This window comes from Paenibacillus monticola (assembly GCF_009664975.1).
In the GTDB taxonomy this organism is placed as follows: Bacteria; Bacillota; Bacilli; order Paenibacillales; family Paenibacillaceae; genus Paenibacillus_AQ; species Paenibacillus_AQ monticola.
Genome location: NZ_WJXB01000004.1, coordinates 316,994 through 333,536 on the forward strand (window position 1 = coordinate 316,994; position 16,543 = coordinate 333,536).

Consider the following 16,543-nt stretch of genomic DNA (forward strand, 5'->3'; position numbering starts at 1 on the left):
AAGAATACAAAAAAAACTGCCGCAAGGGTATCAACGGAAAGGTTGGCGTAAGTACTGTGATTAACAAACTTAGCAATAATAATATTCTTGCCGCTACGGGTCCAACACGTAAACAGAGATTGCAATTGGCACTTATTCTAGGCGCTATTGCTACGATCGGCCCTCTGTCGATTGATATGTATTTGCCGGCGCTGCCTGCACTTGCCGTGCATTTTGGGACAACCGCTGCCTTTGTACAGCTTAGTCTGACCCTCTTTTTGCTGGGATTAGCCTCGGGGCAGCTGATTGCAGGACCACTGAGCGATGTCTATGGCCGCCGCCGTCCGCTGCTGATTGGGATGTTGATCTATGCCATCTCCTCGCTGCTCTGCGCGTTTAGTCCCTCAATCGGACTGCTGGTCGTGTTGCGCTTTATTCAGGGACTGGCGGGTTCGGTAGGTGTGGTTATTTCGCGCGCTGCCGTCCGTGACTTGTACAGCGGCTCCGAATTAACAAGGTTCTTCTCTCTCTTGATGATCGTCAACGGTCTGGGTCCAATCGTAGCACCAGTCATCGGTGGCCAACTGCTGAGATTGACAACGTGGCAAGGTGTGTTCGTCGTATTATGTATCGTTGGCATTCTCTTTTTCGTGACCATTCTGCTGCGATTGCCGGAGACACTGCCGAAGGATAGGCGTTCCAAGAGTGGAATTAAGGGTACTTTGTCAACCTTCCGCATATTGCTTGGTAATCGGAAATTTATGGGCTATGCGCTCTCTCAAGGTTTTGTTACTGCGGCTATGTTTGCTTATATCTCCGGCTCTTCCTTCGTACTGCAAAATATTTTTGGGGTCTCACCACAAATCTACAGCTTGATCTTTGCTATGAACGGACTTGGAATTATACTCACGGGCCAATTGGCAGGCCGATTGTCTGGAAGACTGGGGGAGGAAAAACTGCTCATTAGCGGTCTTCTGCTCAGTACATTGGGTGGTCTTCTACTGTTGGTTACCATTCTTGTTGGAGGGGGCCTGCTGCCCATCCTGATCTGCTTGTTTGCTGTGGTTTCCAGCGTGGGGTTAGTGGGAACAACCAGTTTCTCACTGGCGATGCAGGATCAGGGGGAAACCGCAGGCAGCGCCTCGGCGTTGCTGGGACTACTGCCACTGCTGCTTGGCGGGTGCGTAGCTCCGCTCGTGGGTCTTGGCGGTGGAGAAACAGCGCTTCCGATGGCGATTGTCATAGCAGCGGCCGGAACTTGCTCTATTTTATCTTATAAATTGCTTGTAAGAGGAGGAAAGTCATAGAATGAGCCGTAAAGATCTATCAACGCTGCTATTGCTCGCCCTAATCTGGGGAGCTTCCTTTTTATTCATGAGAATCGCTTCTCCTGAGTTTGGGCCGGTCTTTACGACAGAACTTCGGGTCAGCCTGGCTGCGGCTGCGCTGCTTATCTATGCTAGGTTTACCAGACGACAGCTTGATATTTGGCGACACTGGAAGAAATTCCTCATACTCGGAGGCCTCAATGCTGCACTACCCTTTACGCTAATCTGCATGGCGGAATTGAACCTCAGTGCTTCGCTGGCAGCCATTCTGAACGCGACTACACCGATGTTCACAGCTTTGGCTGCTTGGGGCACTCTGCAGGAAAGACCCGGCTGGGCCAAAACCGTAGGTCTCGGCGTGGGGCTGTTCGGAGTTGTCGTTCTCGTCGGTTGGAGTCCGGTGCCTATGGAGGGCAAGATCCTGCTGTCCGTGTTGTTTTCACTAGGAGCTGCATTGTCCTATGGATTTGGCGGGTTGTATGCTTCACGTGCCAGTCAAGGCTTAGAGCCGTTGACACTGGCCGTAGGACAGCAGCTCGGAGCGAGTGTACTGCTGCTGCCGCTGGCCGTTATTTTTACTCCCCGACATATGCCGTCCTCTGCCGCAGTTTTTTCCGTAATCGGCCTCTCGCTACTTTGTACTTCCATTGCCTATCTGTTGTATTTCCGGCTCATTCGCAATGTAGGCGCTGTGAAGACGGTAAGTGTAACTTTTCTCGTGCCCATCTTCGGCATACTGTGGGGGGCTATATTCCTGAATGAACAGATCTATCTGAACACAATCATTGGACTTATTATCATTCTCCTGAGTGTAACACTCGTTAACCGCAAGGCCCGTCCCAAGGGCGGGAATAGAGTGGAACTAGCGGACCAGAGAAGGGTGTAAGGCGGCCATGTTTCTACAACTCTTCCCAACATACTTTCAGCAAACTTTCAGCGGGCTTTAACGTTCCTTTCCTGCAAAAGGATTATAGTGGAAGTATGAAAGGGGGGGGAATGATGAATGTATCATCAGTAGCAAGTACTACAACTTATACAGCTTCCAGTGCAACCGATACTAGCGCGCTTGAGAAACAAAAAACAAAGCTGGAATCCGATCTGGAAAAAGTGAGTTCTAGCAAGGATGATGAGAAGACTAAGGCAGCAAAGACTAAGCAAATTGAGGCACAGATCAAGCAGATTGAAGCCCAAATTGCCCAGAAGGCCAAAAACAGCTCATCCTCCGCAAGCAGTACTGCGCAAGCGCCGGAGAAACCTGTGAATAACAATGCCATTGTCGCAGCCAGTGCTCAAGACATAGCTACCGCAACCACGGATAGTGAAGGGAAATTTGATATTCGGGTATAAGTGCGGTTGTAATTAGTATTACATAAAAAGAGGACATCCTTTGCTGTGAAGGGTGTCCTCTTTTTATGCTGTACATTTTCGGAAAAGTCACAAATTATTCTTCAATGCTGCAGGGAAATTAGCTCTGCCGGCGGTCTTATATAGGAGGACTTCCTTGTCGCGAGCCTTCTGTTGTAGGTATTGTTATAATGGACAAAGCTGGAATTTTAATGTGCACACGAACCATCCGGTTGTTCAGGTAAAGGCAGGTATAGAACATGCATTCAATGAAACAGACATTAGAACGATTCAGAATTGTAAGACTAGTCTTATTCATTTACCGGATACGTGCGGTTAGAGCGCTTTTTCCAGTAGCCATCATAGCTCTTGTGTACTGGGAGGGGCAGCAGGAGCTGAAGCGGGTTCATTTAAGTCGTACCGTACATGAGCTAAGAAACGTGCCGGCATCTGCCATTCTGCAAATGATTGGAATCTCACTGCTTTCGGTGGCAGTCATGAGTGCCTATGACTATTTAATCAGGTTTCATTTTCGTTTAAAAATAAGTCTATGGAGCACCTTCCGCTATGCCTGGATTGCGAACACGTTCAATAATCTGATTGGCTTTGCTGGTCTGGCCGGAGTAGGCTTGCGGACACTTCTATATAAGAAGAGTGGTGTGCCAACCTCGGTGCTGACACCAGCCATAGTCTTTCTTTCCCCGCTAATGATTACAGGCTTGTCCTTGCTGTCTTGGGGGAATATCTTCGGTCTCCTTCCGGCAACGACACTTTTGCATGAGCATCGCTGGCTGGTGTTCGCCGTATGGAGCATGGCGCTTTATTTACCTGTTTTTGTGATTATACAGCGCTCATCGTTATATGCGAAATGGATTAACGGGGGGCAAGGAAGAACACCGTGGATTACGGTAGCCGCCTCAGTCAGTGCCTCATTTCTGGAATGGAGCTTTGCCGGGTTGACGTTCTGGACGATCGGTCATCACCTACTGGGTGGAGCCGATTTCGTGACTCTCTTCAGCATTTATACAGTGGCCGCGATTGCTGGCATCCTGAGCATGGCACCTGGCGGAATTGGCGCTTTTGATCTGATTGCACTGCTGGGACTTACCCAGCTTGGGCATGGAACCGACCAGGCGATGGCCGTGCTTGTCATTTACAGGCTGTTCTACTATGTCATTCCATGGCTTATCGGGCTGGTGCTGGCGGCACTGGAGATCGGACTGCAGGGAAAAAAACAGCTGGATCGAACAGCAGCGGGGCTAGAGCCCTCGCTCAATCTGTGGCAAAAAATTTGGGGATGGCCGGAACAATATTCCTTCCTGAGCGATCTTGGGATGTGGGCGCTCGGCAAGCTGGTACTGGCCAGCGGCCTTATCATGCTGCTGTCGGCAGCCACACCTGAGCTTCTCTACAGGCTTCGTATCACAGAAGAACTGTTGTCGCTGCCCATGATGAAGCTTTCGCACCTGCTGTCTGTATTGATCGGCTTTATGCTCATTCTTTTATCGCGAGGCATTTCACTGCAGATTCGCAGGGCCTACATATGGACCAGTATTTTGTTGTTCGGCGGAGCTGTGTTTACGTTCACCAAAGGCTTCGATTATGAAGAGGCCCTGTTCCTGCTCTTAGTAGCCCTGATCTTATGGATATCGAAAGCCCGTTTCTATCGGATCAGTGCACCGGTCAGCAAGCAAAGCACGATTTGGTGGTTTGTGCTGTCCTCTATTATTGCCCTCAGTTATTATCTGCTGGGAAGCTATGCGCATCGCGGTTTTATGAAGCATCTTCCGCCTGGTATGCAGCCCGAGTGGCTGCAGCAGCATAGTAATGTCGCCTTTACGGCAGTAGGCGGGCTGGTCTTCTCCTGGTTATTGCTCACGATGCTGATTACCCTCCGACCCCAACACAAAGTGGAGGCGCTGTTCGGTACTGCGGATATGGAGAGACTGAGGATTTTTTTGAACGATGTGCCAGGTAATCCCTTGACCCACATGCTGTTTCTGGGTGACAAAAGCTTCTTCTGGGCGCAAGGTGGAACAGTGCTTTTTGCTTTTGCCAGAGTGAGGGACAAACTTGTCGTACTGAGTGACCCGCTCGGGCAGAAGAGTCTGATTAATGAAGGAATTAGTGAGTTTCGACAGACCGCTGACAATTATGGTTTGGCTGTAGTCTTTTATCAGGCTACACCTGCTCTTTTGCCGATCTATCACGAGCAAGGCTACCGCTTCTTTAAGCTGGGTGAGGAGGCCTTGGTACCGTTGGATACATTTACGCTTAGCGGCAAGAAGTTCAGCGATTTTCGCAGTATAAGCAAGCGTTTTGAGCGGGAGGGTTACCTGTTTGAGGTTGTTGAAGCGCCGCATGCTGAGAGTTTATTGCGAGAGCTGCGGTCAATCTCGGATGAATGGCTGAACGGACGGACGGAGAAGGGATACTCGCTTGGCTGGTTCAAGGAGGCCTATCTGCAGTTAGCCCCGATAGCGCTGCTGCGCAGCACTGAGGGTGCTGTGTTGGCTTTTGCCTCGATTGCACCGGGATATGATGAGCAATTGACGGTCTCTATTGATCTGATGCGCCACCGGAAGGTCACGCCAAACGGAACGATGGATTATCTATTTGTCCGTCTTCTGGATTGGGCGAAGTCTGAAGGCTATCACAGATTTAATCTTGGCAATGCCCCGTTGTCCAGCGTGGGTGAGAATTCTGGTGCGCTGCGGGAGGAGAAGCTGGCCCACCTTGTGTATAAACGGGGAGGACATTGGTACGGCTTCTCCGGTCTGCGCAAGTATAAGGAAAAGTTCGCTCCAGACTGGGAGCCGCGTTATTTGGCTTATCCCGCTACGCTAGCGCTGCCGATCCTGACACTGGACTTGGTAAGGCTTGTATCCCGTCATCCTGAGGCAGAGGAATAGAGCATGTGTGGAATATGCCCTAGACGATAAGGTGGAAATCGGCCATACTAATGCTGCCATGATACAGATTGAAGAATAAACAACTATAGAGGATACAGCATCTTTTTGACGGCTCTTGCATGATGCAGGTGCTTTTTTTAATGAAAATCTGCAAGAAGAGAGGAGTATACGGAGATGAGTAACTCAGTGATCGAAGTGATTGAGAAGCGTAAATCTGTACGTACTTATGAATCGACACCGCTTGAAGAGGTTGTTCACACTTCCATAATGGATTACCTGAACAATGAGGAGAAGCTGGCCGGACCCCTTGGCGGAAGAGCAGACATTGAATGGATATGGGCTAAAGGGGAAGGTAATGACAAGGGGATTAAGCTGGGGGCGTACGGAATCATTAAGAACCCGCAAGCCTATTTGGTGGGCAGAATAAAAAATGATAAGCAGTCGCTATTGGAATTTGGTTATATTTTTCAGAAGCTGATTCTTTATGCGACCAGCCTTGGCCTGGGCACTTGCTGGATCGGGGGAACTTTCAACCGTAATTCCTTCGCGCGTGAGATTAAGCTGGGAGCCGATGAGCTCATTCCTTGTATTACACCAGTGGGTTATGCCCGGGAGAAACATAGCGTGGTGGAGTCCACCATGCGTTTTGTAGTAAAAGCGGATCAAAGAAAACCGTGGTCAGAGCTGTTTTATGATTCTGAATTCAAGGTGGAATTAACCCGTGAAGAAGCTGGGAACTTGGCCGTTCCGCTGGAGATGGTCCGACTTGGACCTTCAGCCTCTAACAAGCAGCCATGGAGAGTAGTGCTGTCTCCCGACCGGAAGCAAGCGCATTTTTATTTAGTGATGACTCCGAATTACAGCGGCAACAAGGTGGGCTTTGAGATGCAGCGGATTGATGTTGGGATTGCCGCCTGTGATTTTGAACTGGCTTGTCAGGAGCTGGGGATTTCAGGCTCATGGGTCATTAATGATCCGCAGATTGAAGCTCCACAAGCCGAATATATGTTAAGTTACGCAATTAAGTAGCTAGGGAACACCACCAGAGTAAGCCCGTTACTAGCAAAATGCAGATTAGCGACAACGTATCGCTTCTCCGCCAGATCAGGGCATACGTTGGAGTCCGGTCTTTCTTGGAGTCATACCCACGGGACTCAATCGCTGTCGCCAGCTCATCACCCATGCTAATGACAAGGATAAGCAAAGGCACAAGGAGCATGTAAATCTGGCGAGGTGTCCATTGCTTAAGCTTGTTCTGCTGTCTTCCGCGTGAGCGCAGCGCTAACTGCAGCTGTGACAGCTTGCCGAGTATCCAGGGAACGAACTGCAGCGTGATGGATACGGCCAGCGACACATTGCGGGTGCGGATGCCAAGCTTCTTAAGCGGCGCAATGGCCCATTCCAACCCTTCACGCAGTGGGGCACCTGTAGTGGTCTCCGTAAAAAGGAACCCGATGGCGACTAGCAGCAGAAACCGGAGCACACTTAAGCCACCCAGAATGATGCCCTCGTTGGTGAATCCAATCGGACCCAGACTATAATCGGGAGAACTCCAGGTTATCGCCGACAGAATCCAGAGGAACAGGAACATCAGAAGGAACGGCTTGAAGAACCATACCGTTCTTGCCCAGGAAAGGCCGGCGGAGCCTAGAAGTCCGGCTATAATTCCAGTAGTCAGCAGCAAAGGTAACAGAGAATGCATTCCCAGAATGATAAAAGAGCCCAATACCATCCCCAGCCATTTGACGCGGGGGTCCCGCTCCTGCCACCTTGATTTTAGGGTGGTAGTTTTGCTGTGTATTACCTCGCTGTACGCCTGAAAGCGATTGTCCTCAGTGGGAAGAACGTCGGCATCGGCATCCTCAACAACCTCCATTATATTACGGGAAATGACTGGGATAGCCAGCGGATGGGCTTGAAGCTCCGTGAGCACATCCTCCAAGGAAGCGGGTGTTTTTTTGATAAGGCCTTTTTCCTTGAGGGTTGCTCCGATTCGTACATATGCAGGAGGCTCCAGTCCAGCTGCGCTAAGCTTGGCGGGATCAGTGGTTAACGGGTGGATGGGACCGCTGTAATAAACAGAACCCTGGGACATGACTACAGCTTGGTCGGCTATCGGGAAGAACGCATCCAAATCATGGGTGCCAGTCACGATTGTCAGTCCGCTCTGCTGCAGTTTCTGGACCAATTCCAAGAGAGCCTGTGCAGCTGGAGGATCGAGACCGGCTGTGGGCTCATCCAGAATAAGCAGCCTAGGCTGTACGGCAATAGCTCCAGCGATACAAAGACGCCGTTTCTCGCCACCGCTCAAGAGAAAGGGCGAGCGTTCGCTATATTCCTCAAAGGGGAGTCCCACTTTAGCTAGAGCACTCTGAATAAGCTCGCTCCGGCTAGCTTTCGGAACGCCATGTTGTTCCAGACCATATTCAATATCCTTATACACACTACTCGCAAACAGCTGTGTTTCCGGCTGCTGGAAGACCATGGAGATGCGTTTAGGGTTAACGTCTCCGCCATACGAAATACTTCCAGTTGAAGGTTTAACCAGACCTGAAATTAAACGCAGCAGCGTAGATTTGCCGCTGCCGGTAATCCCGCACAGGACGGTGAGGCTACCTTGTGGAATCTCCAGTTGGATATCGCAGAGCGCTGGTGTTTTATCATACTGAAAGGATACGCCTTCCATCTGAACGATCATAGGACGCCCTCCAGATCAGCCTCTGTCAACGGCAACAGATGAGCAGGCTAATCTTGTGTCTGCAGCAGACGCCCGATACGGACAACCGGAGGAGGTTGCCATCCCAAGGTCTCCGGGAGTGTAGAGCTATAGAAGAGAGTCCTTGGGTCTCCATCATAGATTATCTTCCCGGACTCCATAACCAGGATGCGTGGGCTTTCTGCCAGCTCTTCCATGCGTTGGGTAACCCAGAGCACGGTGGTACCCTGTTGCCATAGTTCCTTAGCGAGAGCAAGAATGTCTCGCCGTCCGGCAGGGTCCAGCATAGAGGTAGCCTCATCGAACAGGATCATCTCTGCCTCCAGAGCAAGACAGCTGGCTACGGCCAGCCGTTGCCGCTCGCCACCGGAAAGGGTTGAAACCTCATGCTCTGCTTTATGAGCTAATCCCACCTTCTGTAAGACACGCTTAATGCGCTCTCCCATCTCAGTGCGAGAAAGACCCCGGTTCTCCAGGCCAAAGGCGATATCCTCGAACGGAGTAGAACCCACAGTCTGAGACTCTGGATTCTGGAACACGAGCTGAATCTTCTGTTTGACAGCGGAGCGATGGGACGGAGAACGCAAATCAAGTCCGGCCGCGATCAGGCTGCCGCCAGAAGGAACATTCAGACCGTTAAAGGTACGAATTAGGGCTGATTTGCCGCAGCCGTTAGGTCCTGTTAGTGCCACCCATTCTCCCTGTTCAATATGTATTGTGACGCCTTGCAATACCGGCAGCCTACGCTGGCCATCTCGGAAGGACAAGGTTAATTGATGTGTCTGAATCATTATCATGCCTGCTTCCCTGCCAGTTTTCTGAACATTTGTAATCGATTATAACAAATATTTAAACATTGATGTATGTGAAAAGGGATGTTATAGTGATCCTAAAAAATGGGGGTAAGCCTGCAAATGAAGAAATGGACGACTCGAGGCCTGATATTTAGTGCATTATTCGCTGGTATTATGATAGCCATGAGCTATTTGAAATTTATATTACCTTTCTCAGCCGTACCAATCACGCTTCAGACCCTGGCCGTTATGCTGGCTGGGTCCATCTTGGGCGCACGCTATGGCACGCTGGCGGTACTGATAGTAATTGGGCTTGCTGCGGTTGGGTTCCCTGTTCTGGGCGGAAGAGGGGGGATAGCTGTGTTGGTTGGGCCGACAGGGGGATATATTTTCTCATGGCCCTTCACTGCCCTGCTGGTGGGCCTGTTCGCTCAGCGCATGAAACAGAATAAATATACCTTTGTTAAGCTGTTATTGGTTAATTTCATCTTCGGTGCGCTGTTTGCCTATCCTGGGGGAGTAGGCTGGCTGGCCTATAATACCGGGATGGAATCTCTATCTAAGGCACTGACTGCGGGTATGTGGCCTTTCCTGCCAGGTGATTTCGTCAAGGCTGTGTTATGTGCAGCTGTCGTATCAGCTGTATGGAAAGTATATCCTATCGAGCGTATTTTAGGTCGGGACAGCGGCGTCTGGCTTGATGAGGAGAAAGCAACGGTCTGAGGCGCACATCCATTTATACAAAAAAGGAGTACCCAAGAGCCACGTGGCCGTTGGAGTACTCCTTTTTCTTCATTAATTAGTGCTATTATTTCTTAATCTCGGCATCCGGAAGGGCCCAGACTGAGACGCTCCCGCCTTTTACCGGGAAGGTAGCCCATCCATCTTGTTCAATCGTTATCGTTCCTTCTTGATTATGGGTGAAATCTACCCAGACTTCTCCGGCCCGTTGCTCTCCGACAAGCATTCTTTTATTGCCATTATCGCCATTAGAGACGACTACCGCGCAACCGGAATGCTCGATTTCCTCAATGCCGCGGCGCACCCAGCCAATGGTATTGGGGTGATCAAAGTAATCATCCTGTTCTCCGTAGGCTTTGTGATTTCGGGCATACAGCAGGGGATCAATCGCCGTTTTTTTGCCCGCAATGGGTGCGGGTCCTGCTACTCCATAATAATCACCGTAAAAGATAACTGGATAACCGTCCCGACGCAGCAGGGTGAGTGCATACGCACTTTGCTTGAACCAGTCGCCTACCCATGACTCCAGCGCTTCATGAGGTTGGGAATCGTGATTATCCACGAAGGTAACAGCATTGGCCGGGTGTGACTGTACCAGAGTATCATCAAAAATCTTAGATAGATCAAAGTCCCTGCCACCTAAGGAAGCAGAATAAAGCTTGTAATGGAGAGAGACATCGAATAGATCAATCTTATAATCGATCGTATTCAGAAACTCCTGGCAGGCCTCCAGATTGGAATTCCAGAATTCCCCGACCATGTAAAAGTCCTCACCGCGCTTCTTGATCATCTCTGCCGCGAATTCCTTGATGAAATCATGGTTAATATGCTTGATGGCATCCAGACGGTAACCGCTGCACTGAAGCGTATCTACCAACCATCCTCCCCACCGCAGCATCTCTTCTTGGACTTCCGGCTCACTATAATCAATATTGGCGAACATTAGATAATCATAGTTCCCGAATTCATCATCGACATTCTGGTTCCAGGTCTTGTTCTCGCCCGCAATTCGGAATACACCGCTTCGAGCTCCCTTGGCATCATAATCAGTGCCATTAAAATGATTAAAGTTCCACTTAAAGGAGGAATGTTCATCTCCCCGGCCTGGAAAGGTGAATTTGGTCCAGCCCTCAATTTCGAAGGGCTCCGAGATTTCCTTCATACGATCATTAGGATCGACCTCGATAACCGTGAATACTTCAGTCTCATCTGCACCAGCCTTATGGTTCATCACAAGGTCGACATAAACGGCGATGCCGTTTTTTTGACACTCGCCAATCGCATCGAGCAGCTCCTGTTTGTTGCCGTATTTAGTGCGTATGGTTCCTTTTTGATCATATTCGCCCAGATCATAGAGATCGTAGACACCGTAACCGGTATCGTCGCCTGAGACTGCTTTGGTAACCGGTGGAACCCACACGGCATCAATTCCGAGTTCCTTTAATTCCGGCGCCATCTCTGCTAAGTGCTTCCAATGATTCCCGTCCGCGGCCACATGCCACTCAAAAAACTGCATCATAGTATGGTTTCTCTTCATGCCCAACTGCCTCCTCCAACATCATGCGTGTATCTTTTCTCTGATGTATTGTTATGTATACAAATAAAATGCTGTTTCCTAATATACTAATACCCCCAGGGCTGCCTCTTTAAATCATGATGTTAATAAACATTATTCCATCATTGGGTAATATGCATAACCCTGGGAATTTACCTATTGAAATAAATCAAGTTGCAAAGGGGCTAGTCCGCCATCAATGCCAAGTAAAGCCTGCAATTCCTTGGCATTGGCCGTAGCATCGCCCCCGGAATTATTATTGAAAACTACGTACAACTCGCGGCAGGTCTTCTCAAGCTCTAGCAGTCGGTCCCGCCACTCAGTCAGCTCATCCGTATTATAACGATAAAGGTAACGCAGCTTGCGCCAATCCGGGTGATTGCTCTGCTGCCAGCCGCCGATATTGCGGCCATGTAAACGTACGTAGGTAGCTTCTGCTGAAGTGGCTATGGCAACTATGGGAATAGAGCCCGTTCCTGCTTGAGGTTCATCGGCCACTGTATGAATCCACCCTTCCCGCTCCATGAACTGTAAGGTCTTCTCTCGCAGTCCGGGACTATACCAAGAATCATTGCGGAATTCAATTGCACAGGGAACATCCAACATCCGTTCCTTGGTTTCGCGCAGCAGTTCAACGTTTTCTTTGGTGCAATCAAACCAAGGCGGAAACTGAAACAAGGTCATGGCCAGCTTGCCCGCTTCCCGGACAGGCTGAATGGAGGTATGGAACGCGCTGAACATTTCCTCTGTGGATGCAAAATAATTCTTTTTGTCACGCAGATGTCCGGTCATGCCTTGATAAGCTTTAACAATAAATTCAAATCCATCAGGGGTCTGATTGACCCATTTGGCATAATTCTTGACTGGCTGTACTGCGTAAAAAGAACTATCGATCTCTACAATTGAGAAATGCGCGCTGTACGTGGGCAGGCGCTCGGCGGGTTTGATTTTGCCATACAGCTCCTCATGGTCACCGAAACCGGTTAGCCCAATCTTAATCATAGGCCCTCCTCCTTCCTGAGACATATCGTAAACGATGACTTGGTGCTAAAAGTTGCTTAATGCTCCGATTTGATGCAACATAAGGATAGATAAATAGCTGCAGATACGCAGCAAAAACTCCCAAACTGATTGTCCTGTCTGGGAGTTGCTGTGATACAAAGAATGGAAGCTTCTCTTATCAATAAGCTATTCCTTCAGCTTACCGATTTTTTGCTGAATTGCACCCTTCAACTTGTCTTTTTTGCCATCGGCTTGAAGAGATGTATTGTCAGTGGCGTTTCCCACTTGGTCTTTAATTTCACCTTTGATTTTGGATACTCCACCTTTGATCTTGTCGCTAAGTCCATCTGTATTTGTCATCCGTATTCAGCTCCTATAGTAGATTTAGTATAAACGATGTTCTAATTACAATTTACCCCCTGTGCTATTAAATTAAACAACCGGGTGGAAGCGGAAGGCACGAAAGCCGCTAGGGCAGTTAGTGGGAAAGGAGCTACATAATGAAGCATAAATTTCAGCTACTGAGTCCACATATTTTGATTATGCACGCAGAACATGAGACGGATCGACCCATTTTGGCAGCCATCTTGGGGGAACGACGTACGCTTTTGCTGGATGCGGGAAATTCTCCTGCCCATGCTGAGCTGTTTCGCAAGGAACTGTCTGAATATGGCTACCGGCAGCCGGATATGATTGCCTTGACACATTGGCATTGGGATCATACCTTTGGGCTGTCAGCTTGGGACCTACCCACAGTTGCGCACGAGGGAACTGCCGAGGCCTTGACTCGCCTTAGTGGATTGGATTGGTCTGATGAAGGCCTTGAAGGACTTGCCGTCCAAGGGATAATCAGTGACGAGAGCATCCTGCATATCCGCAAGGAATACGGCAGTCATCGAACGATTCGCTTCATGAAACCGGATATTGTGTTCGCTGACAAGATCACGATTGATCTGGGCGGAATTACGTGTGAGCTGAATCATGTGGGTGGAGACCATTCAGCAGATTCGTGTGTCCTTTATGTTAAAGAAGACAATGTGTTGTTTCTTGGCGATGCGCTGGGTCCTTCCGTATATGGTGGCCCACGGCAATACAGCAGCACCGGCTTTCTGAAGCTGCTTAACTTAGCCTATAAATATGATGCTCAGTGGTATGTAGAGTCTCATGGAGTACCCATGAGTGGCACGGAATTCCGCGCTGATCTTGCCTCTTGGGAGCGGCTGGCCCGTGTCGTGGATGTTTTCGGACAAGACCGTGAACGGGTTGTGCTGGAAATGAAGACGTACCTGAAGCTCGAGGAGCTCCCGAAGGACTTGCAGCAGGGCGTCGAATATTTTATAGCGGGTACGAAATAACGAGTGTGGTTACTAGCAATGAACTATGACCCGTAAGATGGAGACTTTGAGAAAAAGCCCCTCTAGCGGGTCATCTGAATTTTTAAGGACTATTGAATAGAATATGAAGTTATCGAAGCTTGACCAGATGCGTAATCTAGGAAATAGGCAGTTTTTACACTTGAGTTGTAACTTAAAAATTTAGAAGTGCTTTCTTTAGGCCAAGTTTGATTAGCCAAGATTTGACTTCCTTTCTGAGAATATAAAGACCAAGTATGCTTCAATAAGTTCCCTACAAACACTTGGTCATTAATTAACTCCGTTTGCCATCCCGAAATATCGCCTTCTTCTTTATAAATATCCTTTAATGATGCAATTTCTACTCCACTTACAGTATTGATTAATCTATATACCTTTTGCGATTCAGTAGCTATAGGACGACTTGCGTTAGCGGGAGTGGCTTGGTAAGTATACGATGTAAATAAGGCAAGGTTGCCTCCATTATATTTAAGATTAATGTCAGTATTGAAGTCTTTGATCAGCTGCACTTTTTTAGTATATAGATTAACTGTTTTTACGAAAAAATCATCACTCATAATGCCTTGCGCCTGATATTTTATAGCTAAATCAGGGTACCCCACAAAATCCCAATCCTGCACGTTAACAAATTCGTATCCTTTATCAATGATTGTAGCATTATAGCTTACATTTGGTTTGCTCCAAGGATACTGATAAAGGTTAAATGAGTTATTCGATTGAACCATTATTCGTTCATTTACTGTTCCAGTAGGAGCAACCCATTTAATTTTATTCCCTGTATTTTTTAGGGCTATTTTAGCTTTGCTAATAACCGTTCCCTTATAAGAAAGGACTGTTTTAGAAATTGTAGTACCATTATCTTTTTTTAGCAGAACAATTTTCTGTGGATTTTTCATAACGTTTAAATCTAAAATAGTATTTGCATCATTAGAAATATTTGTGATCATATTTGTTGTTAATTCTACTAAATCTGCTTTGTTATTAGCGTAGTCAATTAATACCACTACATTTTCACTAACATAGACTACATCCGTTTTGTCGTTACTTGGAGGTAAATAATTCGAACTGGCATAGGACGTATTAGAAAATATCAGTATCCCTATCAGCATAGAAAAAATAATTATTAATTTCTTACTCATATCAGCGCTTCCCCTTTGACTTAAGAATCTATAATTCCTCAATTGGCTTGAATGGTGTAATCTCAGAACCTTGCGACAGATGCACCGTGTTGCGCCCGCCTCGTTTAGAAGTGTAGAGCGCGTGGTCGGCATCTGAAAGCAATTCTTCAAGTGAAGTATCGCGGCTGCCAGCCTCAACTACCCCAAAACTGGCTGTTACTTTAATGGAACCAACCAGGGTATGCAGACTACTCTGCTCAATATCTGCCCGGATAATATTAGACAGCTGCCCAGCTTGCGTAAGCGTGGTGTTGGGCAGACTCATCACAAACTCCTCGCCGCCATAACGGCCGAATATATCCCCATCCCGTAAATTCCTGCTGCATATCTCAACAATATGTTGAAGCGCTATATCTCCATATTCATGACCATAGCGGTCGTTGATACTCTTAAAGAAGTCAATATCAAGCAAAATAATCGAGAATGGAGTCTTGTTGTCTACGGCTTGAATCAACAGGTCGTTACTCATTTCCAGGAAGTGAGTCCGGTTATAGATGCCTGTAAGGCTGTCGATCGTGGCCAACTGCTGCAGCTTCTCCTGAAGCAGCGTCCGTTCGGTCACATCAATCAGCATAATCATCCGACCCGCTAAGTGGCCGCCTCGTTTCATCACCGGGGAGGAACGAACCTGATAATAACAAACCTCGGCACCTTTGATCCAAGCCACTTCTCGTTCTTCGTGTTGAAGTAGATCGGCATCCATCACATACGAGACCGCCTCCTTGCCTGCGGGAAGAAACAGCTGGGCTAGTGGTTTGCCGATCGCGGCGGAGTCAAGGCCCTGCATCATTTCTGCGGCGGCCCGATTATAATCGACGAGCATATCAGACAGGTCTGTGACCAGCACGCCATCCAGCATGCTCTCGAACAGATTTTCACGGGCAATGGGAGCAGCGGTCAACATTCCTCTAGAAAGAATTGCCCAAATATATAGTAGAGAGGTCAAACTCATAATAACCGGTACGGGGTCCATGCCATAAGGGGTTTTGCCTAGCAGATACAGAAAGGAACCCAGAGTAGGCATGCAAAGACCGATGAGGAAGGTTGTTAATTGTCTGCGGTACACCCGCTTCATCCGGCTCCATTGCCAAAGAATAAGAGAGGTTGCCGTGAGTAAACAGCCAAAGGTGAAGCTGCCATGCACTATATACCAAGGGCCAATTATCACATCAACGAGTGGAGAGGGAGTTCCCTGCCGTAAATAAATGGATTGGTAAAATAAATGGTGGGTTTGGTTAGTCCACACCATCAATGTTGTGATCACCGGAATCGCAAATAACACGCTCCGCATCCCTCTTTTGATCAACCTCTCCAGCCCCACAAAGTGCATGACCATGATCAGACTCGCAGGTGCAATGAAGGGAAGACCCAGATACTCTACCTTAATCCAAAGGTTTATTTCCTGCAGTGTATTTCCCGACAGTTCTAACGCGAAGCCAAACGTGTATATGGCTGAAGCCCAAGAGCTCAGAATAAAAGCCTTGATTCCGGCAAAATCCGTTTCTTTATAGTAGGCGAAGAGGGCAAGCAAGGCACTCAGCACGCCGGATATAGTAACGATTACAATATAATTTGAGATTAGAGTATCAAACATAAACTTGTTGTCTCCTACTTAAGAAAA

General features: G+C 48.2%; 14 protein-coding genes. 7 read left to right on the forward strand and 7 right to left on the reverse strand.

Annotated elements, in window-relative coordinates:
- Positions 1 to 59 precede the first annotated feature (59 nt).
- The 5 genes from GJB61_RS14110 (at position 60) to GJB61_RS14130 (ending at position 6,592) form a co-directional block, all read left to right on the forward strand.
- The gene (locus tag GJB61_RS14110) at positions 60 to 1,286 is read left to right on the forward strand and encodes a multidrug effflux MFS transporter (RefSeq protein ID WP_338115852.1); all 1,227 of its coding nucleotides are present in this window, start codon (positions 60 to 62) and stop codon (positions 1,284 to 1,286) included.
- A 1-nt stretch (position 1,287) separates the two neighbouring features.
- The gene (locus GJB61_RS14115; protein ID WP_154119137.1) at positions 1,288 to 2,193 is read left to right on the forward strand and encodes a DMT family transporter; all 906 of its coding nucleotides are present in this window, start codon (positions 1,288 to 1,290) and stop codon (positions 2,191 to 2,193) included.
- Positions 2,194 to 2,303: 110 nt separating this feature from the next.
- Positions 2,304 to 2,654, forward strand: coding sequence for a FlxA-like family protein (locus GJB61_RS14120; RefSeq protein ID WP_229521681.1), 351 nt, complete (start codon positions 2,304 to 2,306; stop codon positions 2,652 to 2,654).
- 257 nt (positions 2,655 to 2,911) lie between these two features.
- On the forward strand, positions 2,912 to 5,563 hold the full coding sequence (gene mprF / locus GJB61_RS14125) for a bifunctional lysylphosphatidylglycerol flippase/synthetase MprF (protein ID WP_154119138.1): 2,652 nt from the start codon (positions 2,912 to 2,914) through the stop codon (positions 5,561 to 5,563).
- Positions 5,564 to 5,737: 174 nt separating this feature from the next.
- Complete coding sequence (locus GJB61_RS14130) at positions 5,738 to 6,592, forward strand: nitroreductase family protein (RefSeq protein WP_154119139.1); 855 nt, start codon at positions 5,738 to 5,740, stop codon at positions 6,590 to 6,592.
- On the opposite strand, the gene GJB61_RS14135 is transcribed toward GJB61_RS14130, so the two are convergent.
- Positions 6,585 to 8,261 carry an ATP-binding cassette domain-containing protein gene (locus GJB61_RS14135; protein WP_154119140.1) on the reverse strand — a complete coding sequence of 559 codons (1,677 nt, stop codon included), beginning with the start codon at positions 8,259 to 8,261 and terminating at the stop codon, positions 6,585 to 6,587. The genes GJB61_RS14130 and GJB61_RS14135 overlap by 8 nt on opposite strands.
- A gap of 47 nt (positions 8,262 to 8,308) precedes the next feature.
- On the reverse strand, positions 8,309 to 9,070 hold the full coding sequence (locus tag GJB61_RS14140) for an ATP-binding cassette domain-containing protein (protein WP_154119141.1): 762 nt from the start codon (positions 9,068 to 9,070) through the stop codon (positions 8,309 to 8,311).
- A 123-nt stretch (positions 9,071 to 9,193) separates the two neighbouring features.
- Between GJB61_RS14140 and GJB61_RS14145 the strand changes: the two genes are divergently transcribed.
- A complete protein-coding gene (locus GJB61_RS14145; protein ID WP_154119142.1) occupies positions 9,194 to 9,796 on the forward strand; it encodes a biotin transporter BioY in 603 nt (200 codons plus the stop codon).
- Between the two features lie 85 nt (positions 9,797 to 9,881).
- On the opposite strand, the gene GJB61_RS14150 is transcribed toward GJB61_RS14145, so the two are convergent.
- The 3 genes from GJB61_RS14150 to GJB61_RS14160 all read right to left on the reverse strand — a co-directional run bounded on the left by GJB61_RS14150 (position 9,882) and on the right by GJB61_RS14160 (position 12,731).
- On the reverse strand, positions 9,882 to 11,351 hold the full coding sequence (locus GJB61_RS14150) for an alpha-amylase (RefSeq protein ID WP_154119143.1): 1,470 nt from the start codon (positions 11,349 to 11,351) through the stop codon (positions 9,882 to 9,884).
- 174 nt (positions 11,352 to 11,525) lie between these two features.
- Positions 11,526 to 12,371, reverse strand: a complete 846-nt coding sequence (locus GJB61_RS14155) for a DUF72 domain-containing protein (protein ID WP_154119144.1) — start codon at positions 12,369 to 12,371, stop codon at positions 11,526 to 11,528.
- Between the two features lie 186 nt (positions 12,372 to 12,557).
- Positions 12,558 to 12,731, reverse strand: a complete 174-nt coding sequence (locus tag GJB61_RS14160) for a CsbD family protein (RefSeq protein WP_154119145.1) — start codon at positions 12,729 to 12,731, stop codon at positions 12,558 to 12,560.
- A gap of 140 nt (positions 12,732 to 12,871) precedes the next feature.
- Here GJB61_RS14160 and GJB61_RS14165 point away from each other — a divergent pair, with 140 nt between their 5' ends.
- Entirely contained in the window at positions 12,872 to 13,726 is an 855-nt protein-coding gene (locus GJB61_RS14165; RefSeq protein ID WP_154119146.1) for an MBL fold metallo-hydrolase, read from the forward strand.
- 89 nt (positions 13,727 to 13,815) lie between these two features.
- Here the strand turns inward: GJB61_RS14165 and GJB61_RS14170 are convergent, their stop codons facing one another.
- Entirely contained in the window at positions 13,816 to 14,883 is a 1,068-nt protein-coding gene (locus GJB61_RS14170; RefSeq protein ID WP_154119147.1) for a hypothetical protein, read from the reverse strand.
- A gap of 28 nt (positions 14,884 to 14,911) precedes the next feature.
- Positions 14,912 to 16,516, reverse strand: a complete 1,605-nt coding sequence (locus GJB61_RS14175; protein ID WP_154119148.1) for a histidine kinase N-terminal 7TM domain-containing diguanylate cyclase — start codon at positions 16,514 to 16,516, stop codon at positions 14,912 to 14,914.
- Between the last annotated feature and the right edge of the window lie 27 nt (positions 16,517 to 16,543).

What these genes read in the sequence shown, in the direction of transcription:
- GJB61_RS14115 (WP_154119137.1), top strand. Translation starts at nt 1,288, where the DNA reads ATGAGCCGTAAAGATCTATCAACGCTGCTATTGCTCGCCCTAATCTGG.
- GJB61_RS14120 (WP_229521681.1), top strand. Translation starts at nt 2,304, where the DNA reads ATGATGAATGTATCATCAGTAGCAAGTACTACAACTTATACAGCTTCC.
- mprF (WP_154119138.1), top strand. Translation starts at nt 2,912, where the DNA reads ATGCATTCAATGAAACAGACATTAGAACGATTCAGAATTGTAAGACTA.
- GJB61_RS14130 (WP_154119139.1), top strand. Translation starts at nt 5,738, where the DNA reads ATGAGTAACTCAGTGATCGAAGTGATTGAGAAGCGTAAATCTGTACGT.
- GJB61_RS14135 (WP_154119140.1), bottom strand. Translation starts at nt 8,261, where the DNA reads ATGATCGTTCAGATGGAAGGCGTATCCTTTCAGTATGATAAAACACCA.
- GJB61_RS14140 (WP_154119141.1), bottom strand. Translation starts at nt 9,070, where the DNA reads ATGATTCAGACACATCAATTAACCTTGTCCTTCCGAGATGGCCAGCGT.
- GJB61_RS14145 (WP_154119142.1), top strand. Translation starts at nt 9,194, where the DNA reads ATGAAGAAATGGACGACTCGAGGCCTGATATTTAGTGCATTATTCGCT.
- GJB61_RS14150 (WP_154119143.1), bottom strand. Translation starts at nt 11,351, where the DNA reads ATGAAGAGAAACCATACTATGATGCAGTTTTTTGAGTGGCATGTGGCC.
- GJB61_RS14155 (WP_154119144.1), bottom strand. Translation starts at nt 12,371, where the DNA reads ATGATTAAGATTGGGCTAACCGGTTTCGGTGACCATGAGGAGCTGTAT.
- GJB61_RS14160 (WP_154119145.1), bottom strand. Translation starts at nt 12,731, where the DNA reads ATGACAAATACAGATGGACTTAGCGACAAGATCAAAGGTGGAGTATCC.
- GJB61_RS14165 (WP_154119146.1), top strand. Translation starts at nt 12,872, where the DNA reads ATGAAGCATAAATTTCAGCTACTGAGTCCACATATTTTGATTATGCAC.
- GJB61_RS14170 (WP_154119147.1), bottom strand. Translation starts at nt 14,883, where the DNA reads ATGAGTAAGAAATTAATAATTATTTTTTCTATGCTGATAGGGATACTG.
- GJB61_RS14175 (WP_154119148.1), bottom strand. Translation starts at nt 16,516, where the DNA reads ATGTTTGATACTCTAATCTCAAATTATATTGTAATCGTTACTATATCC.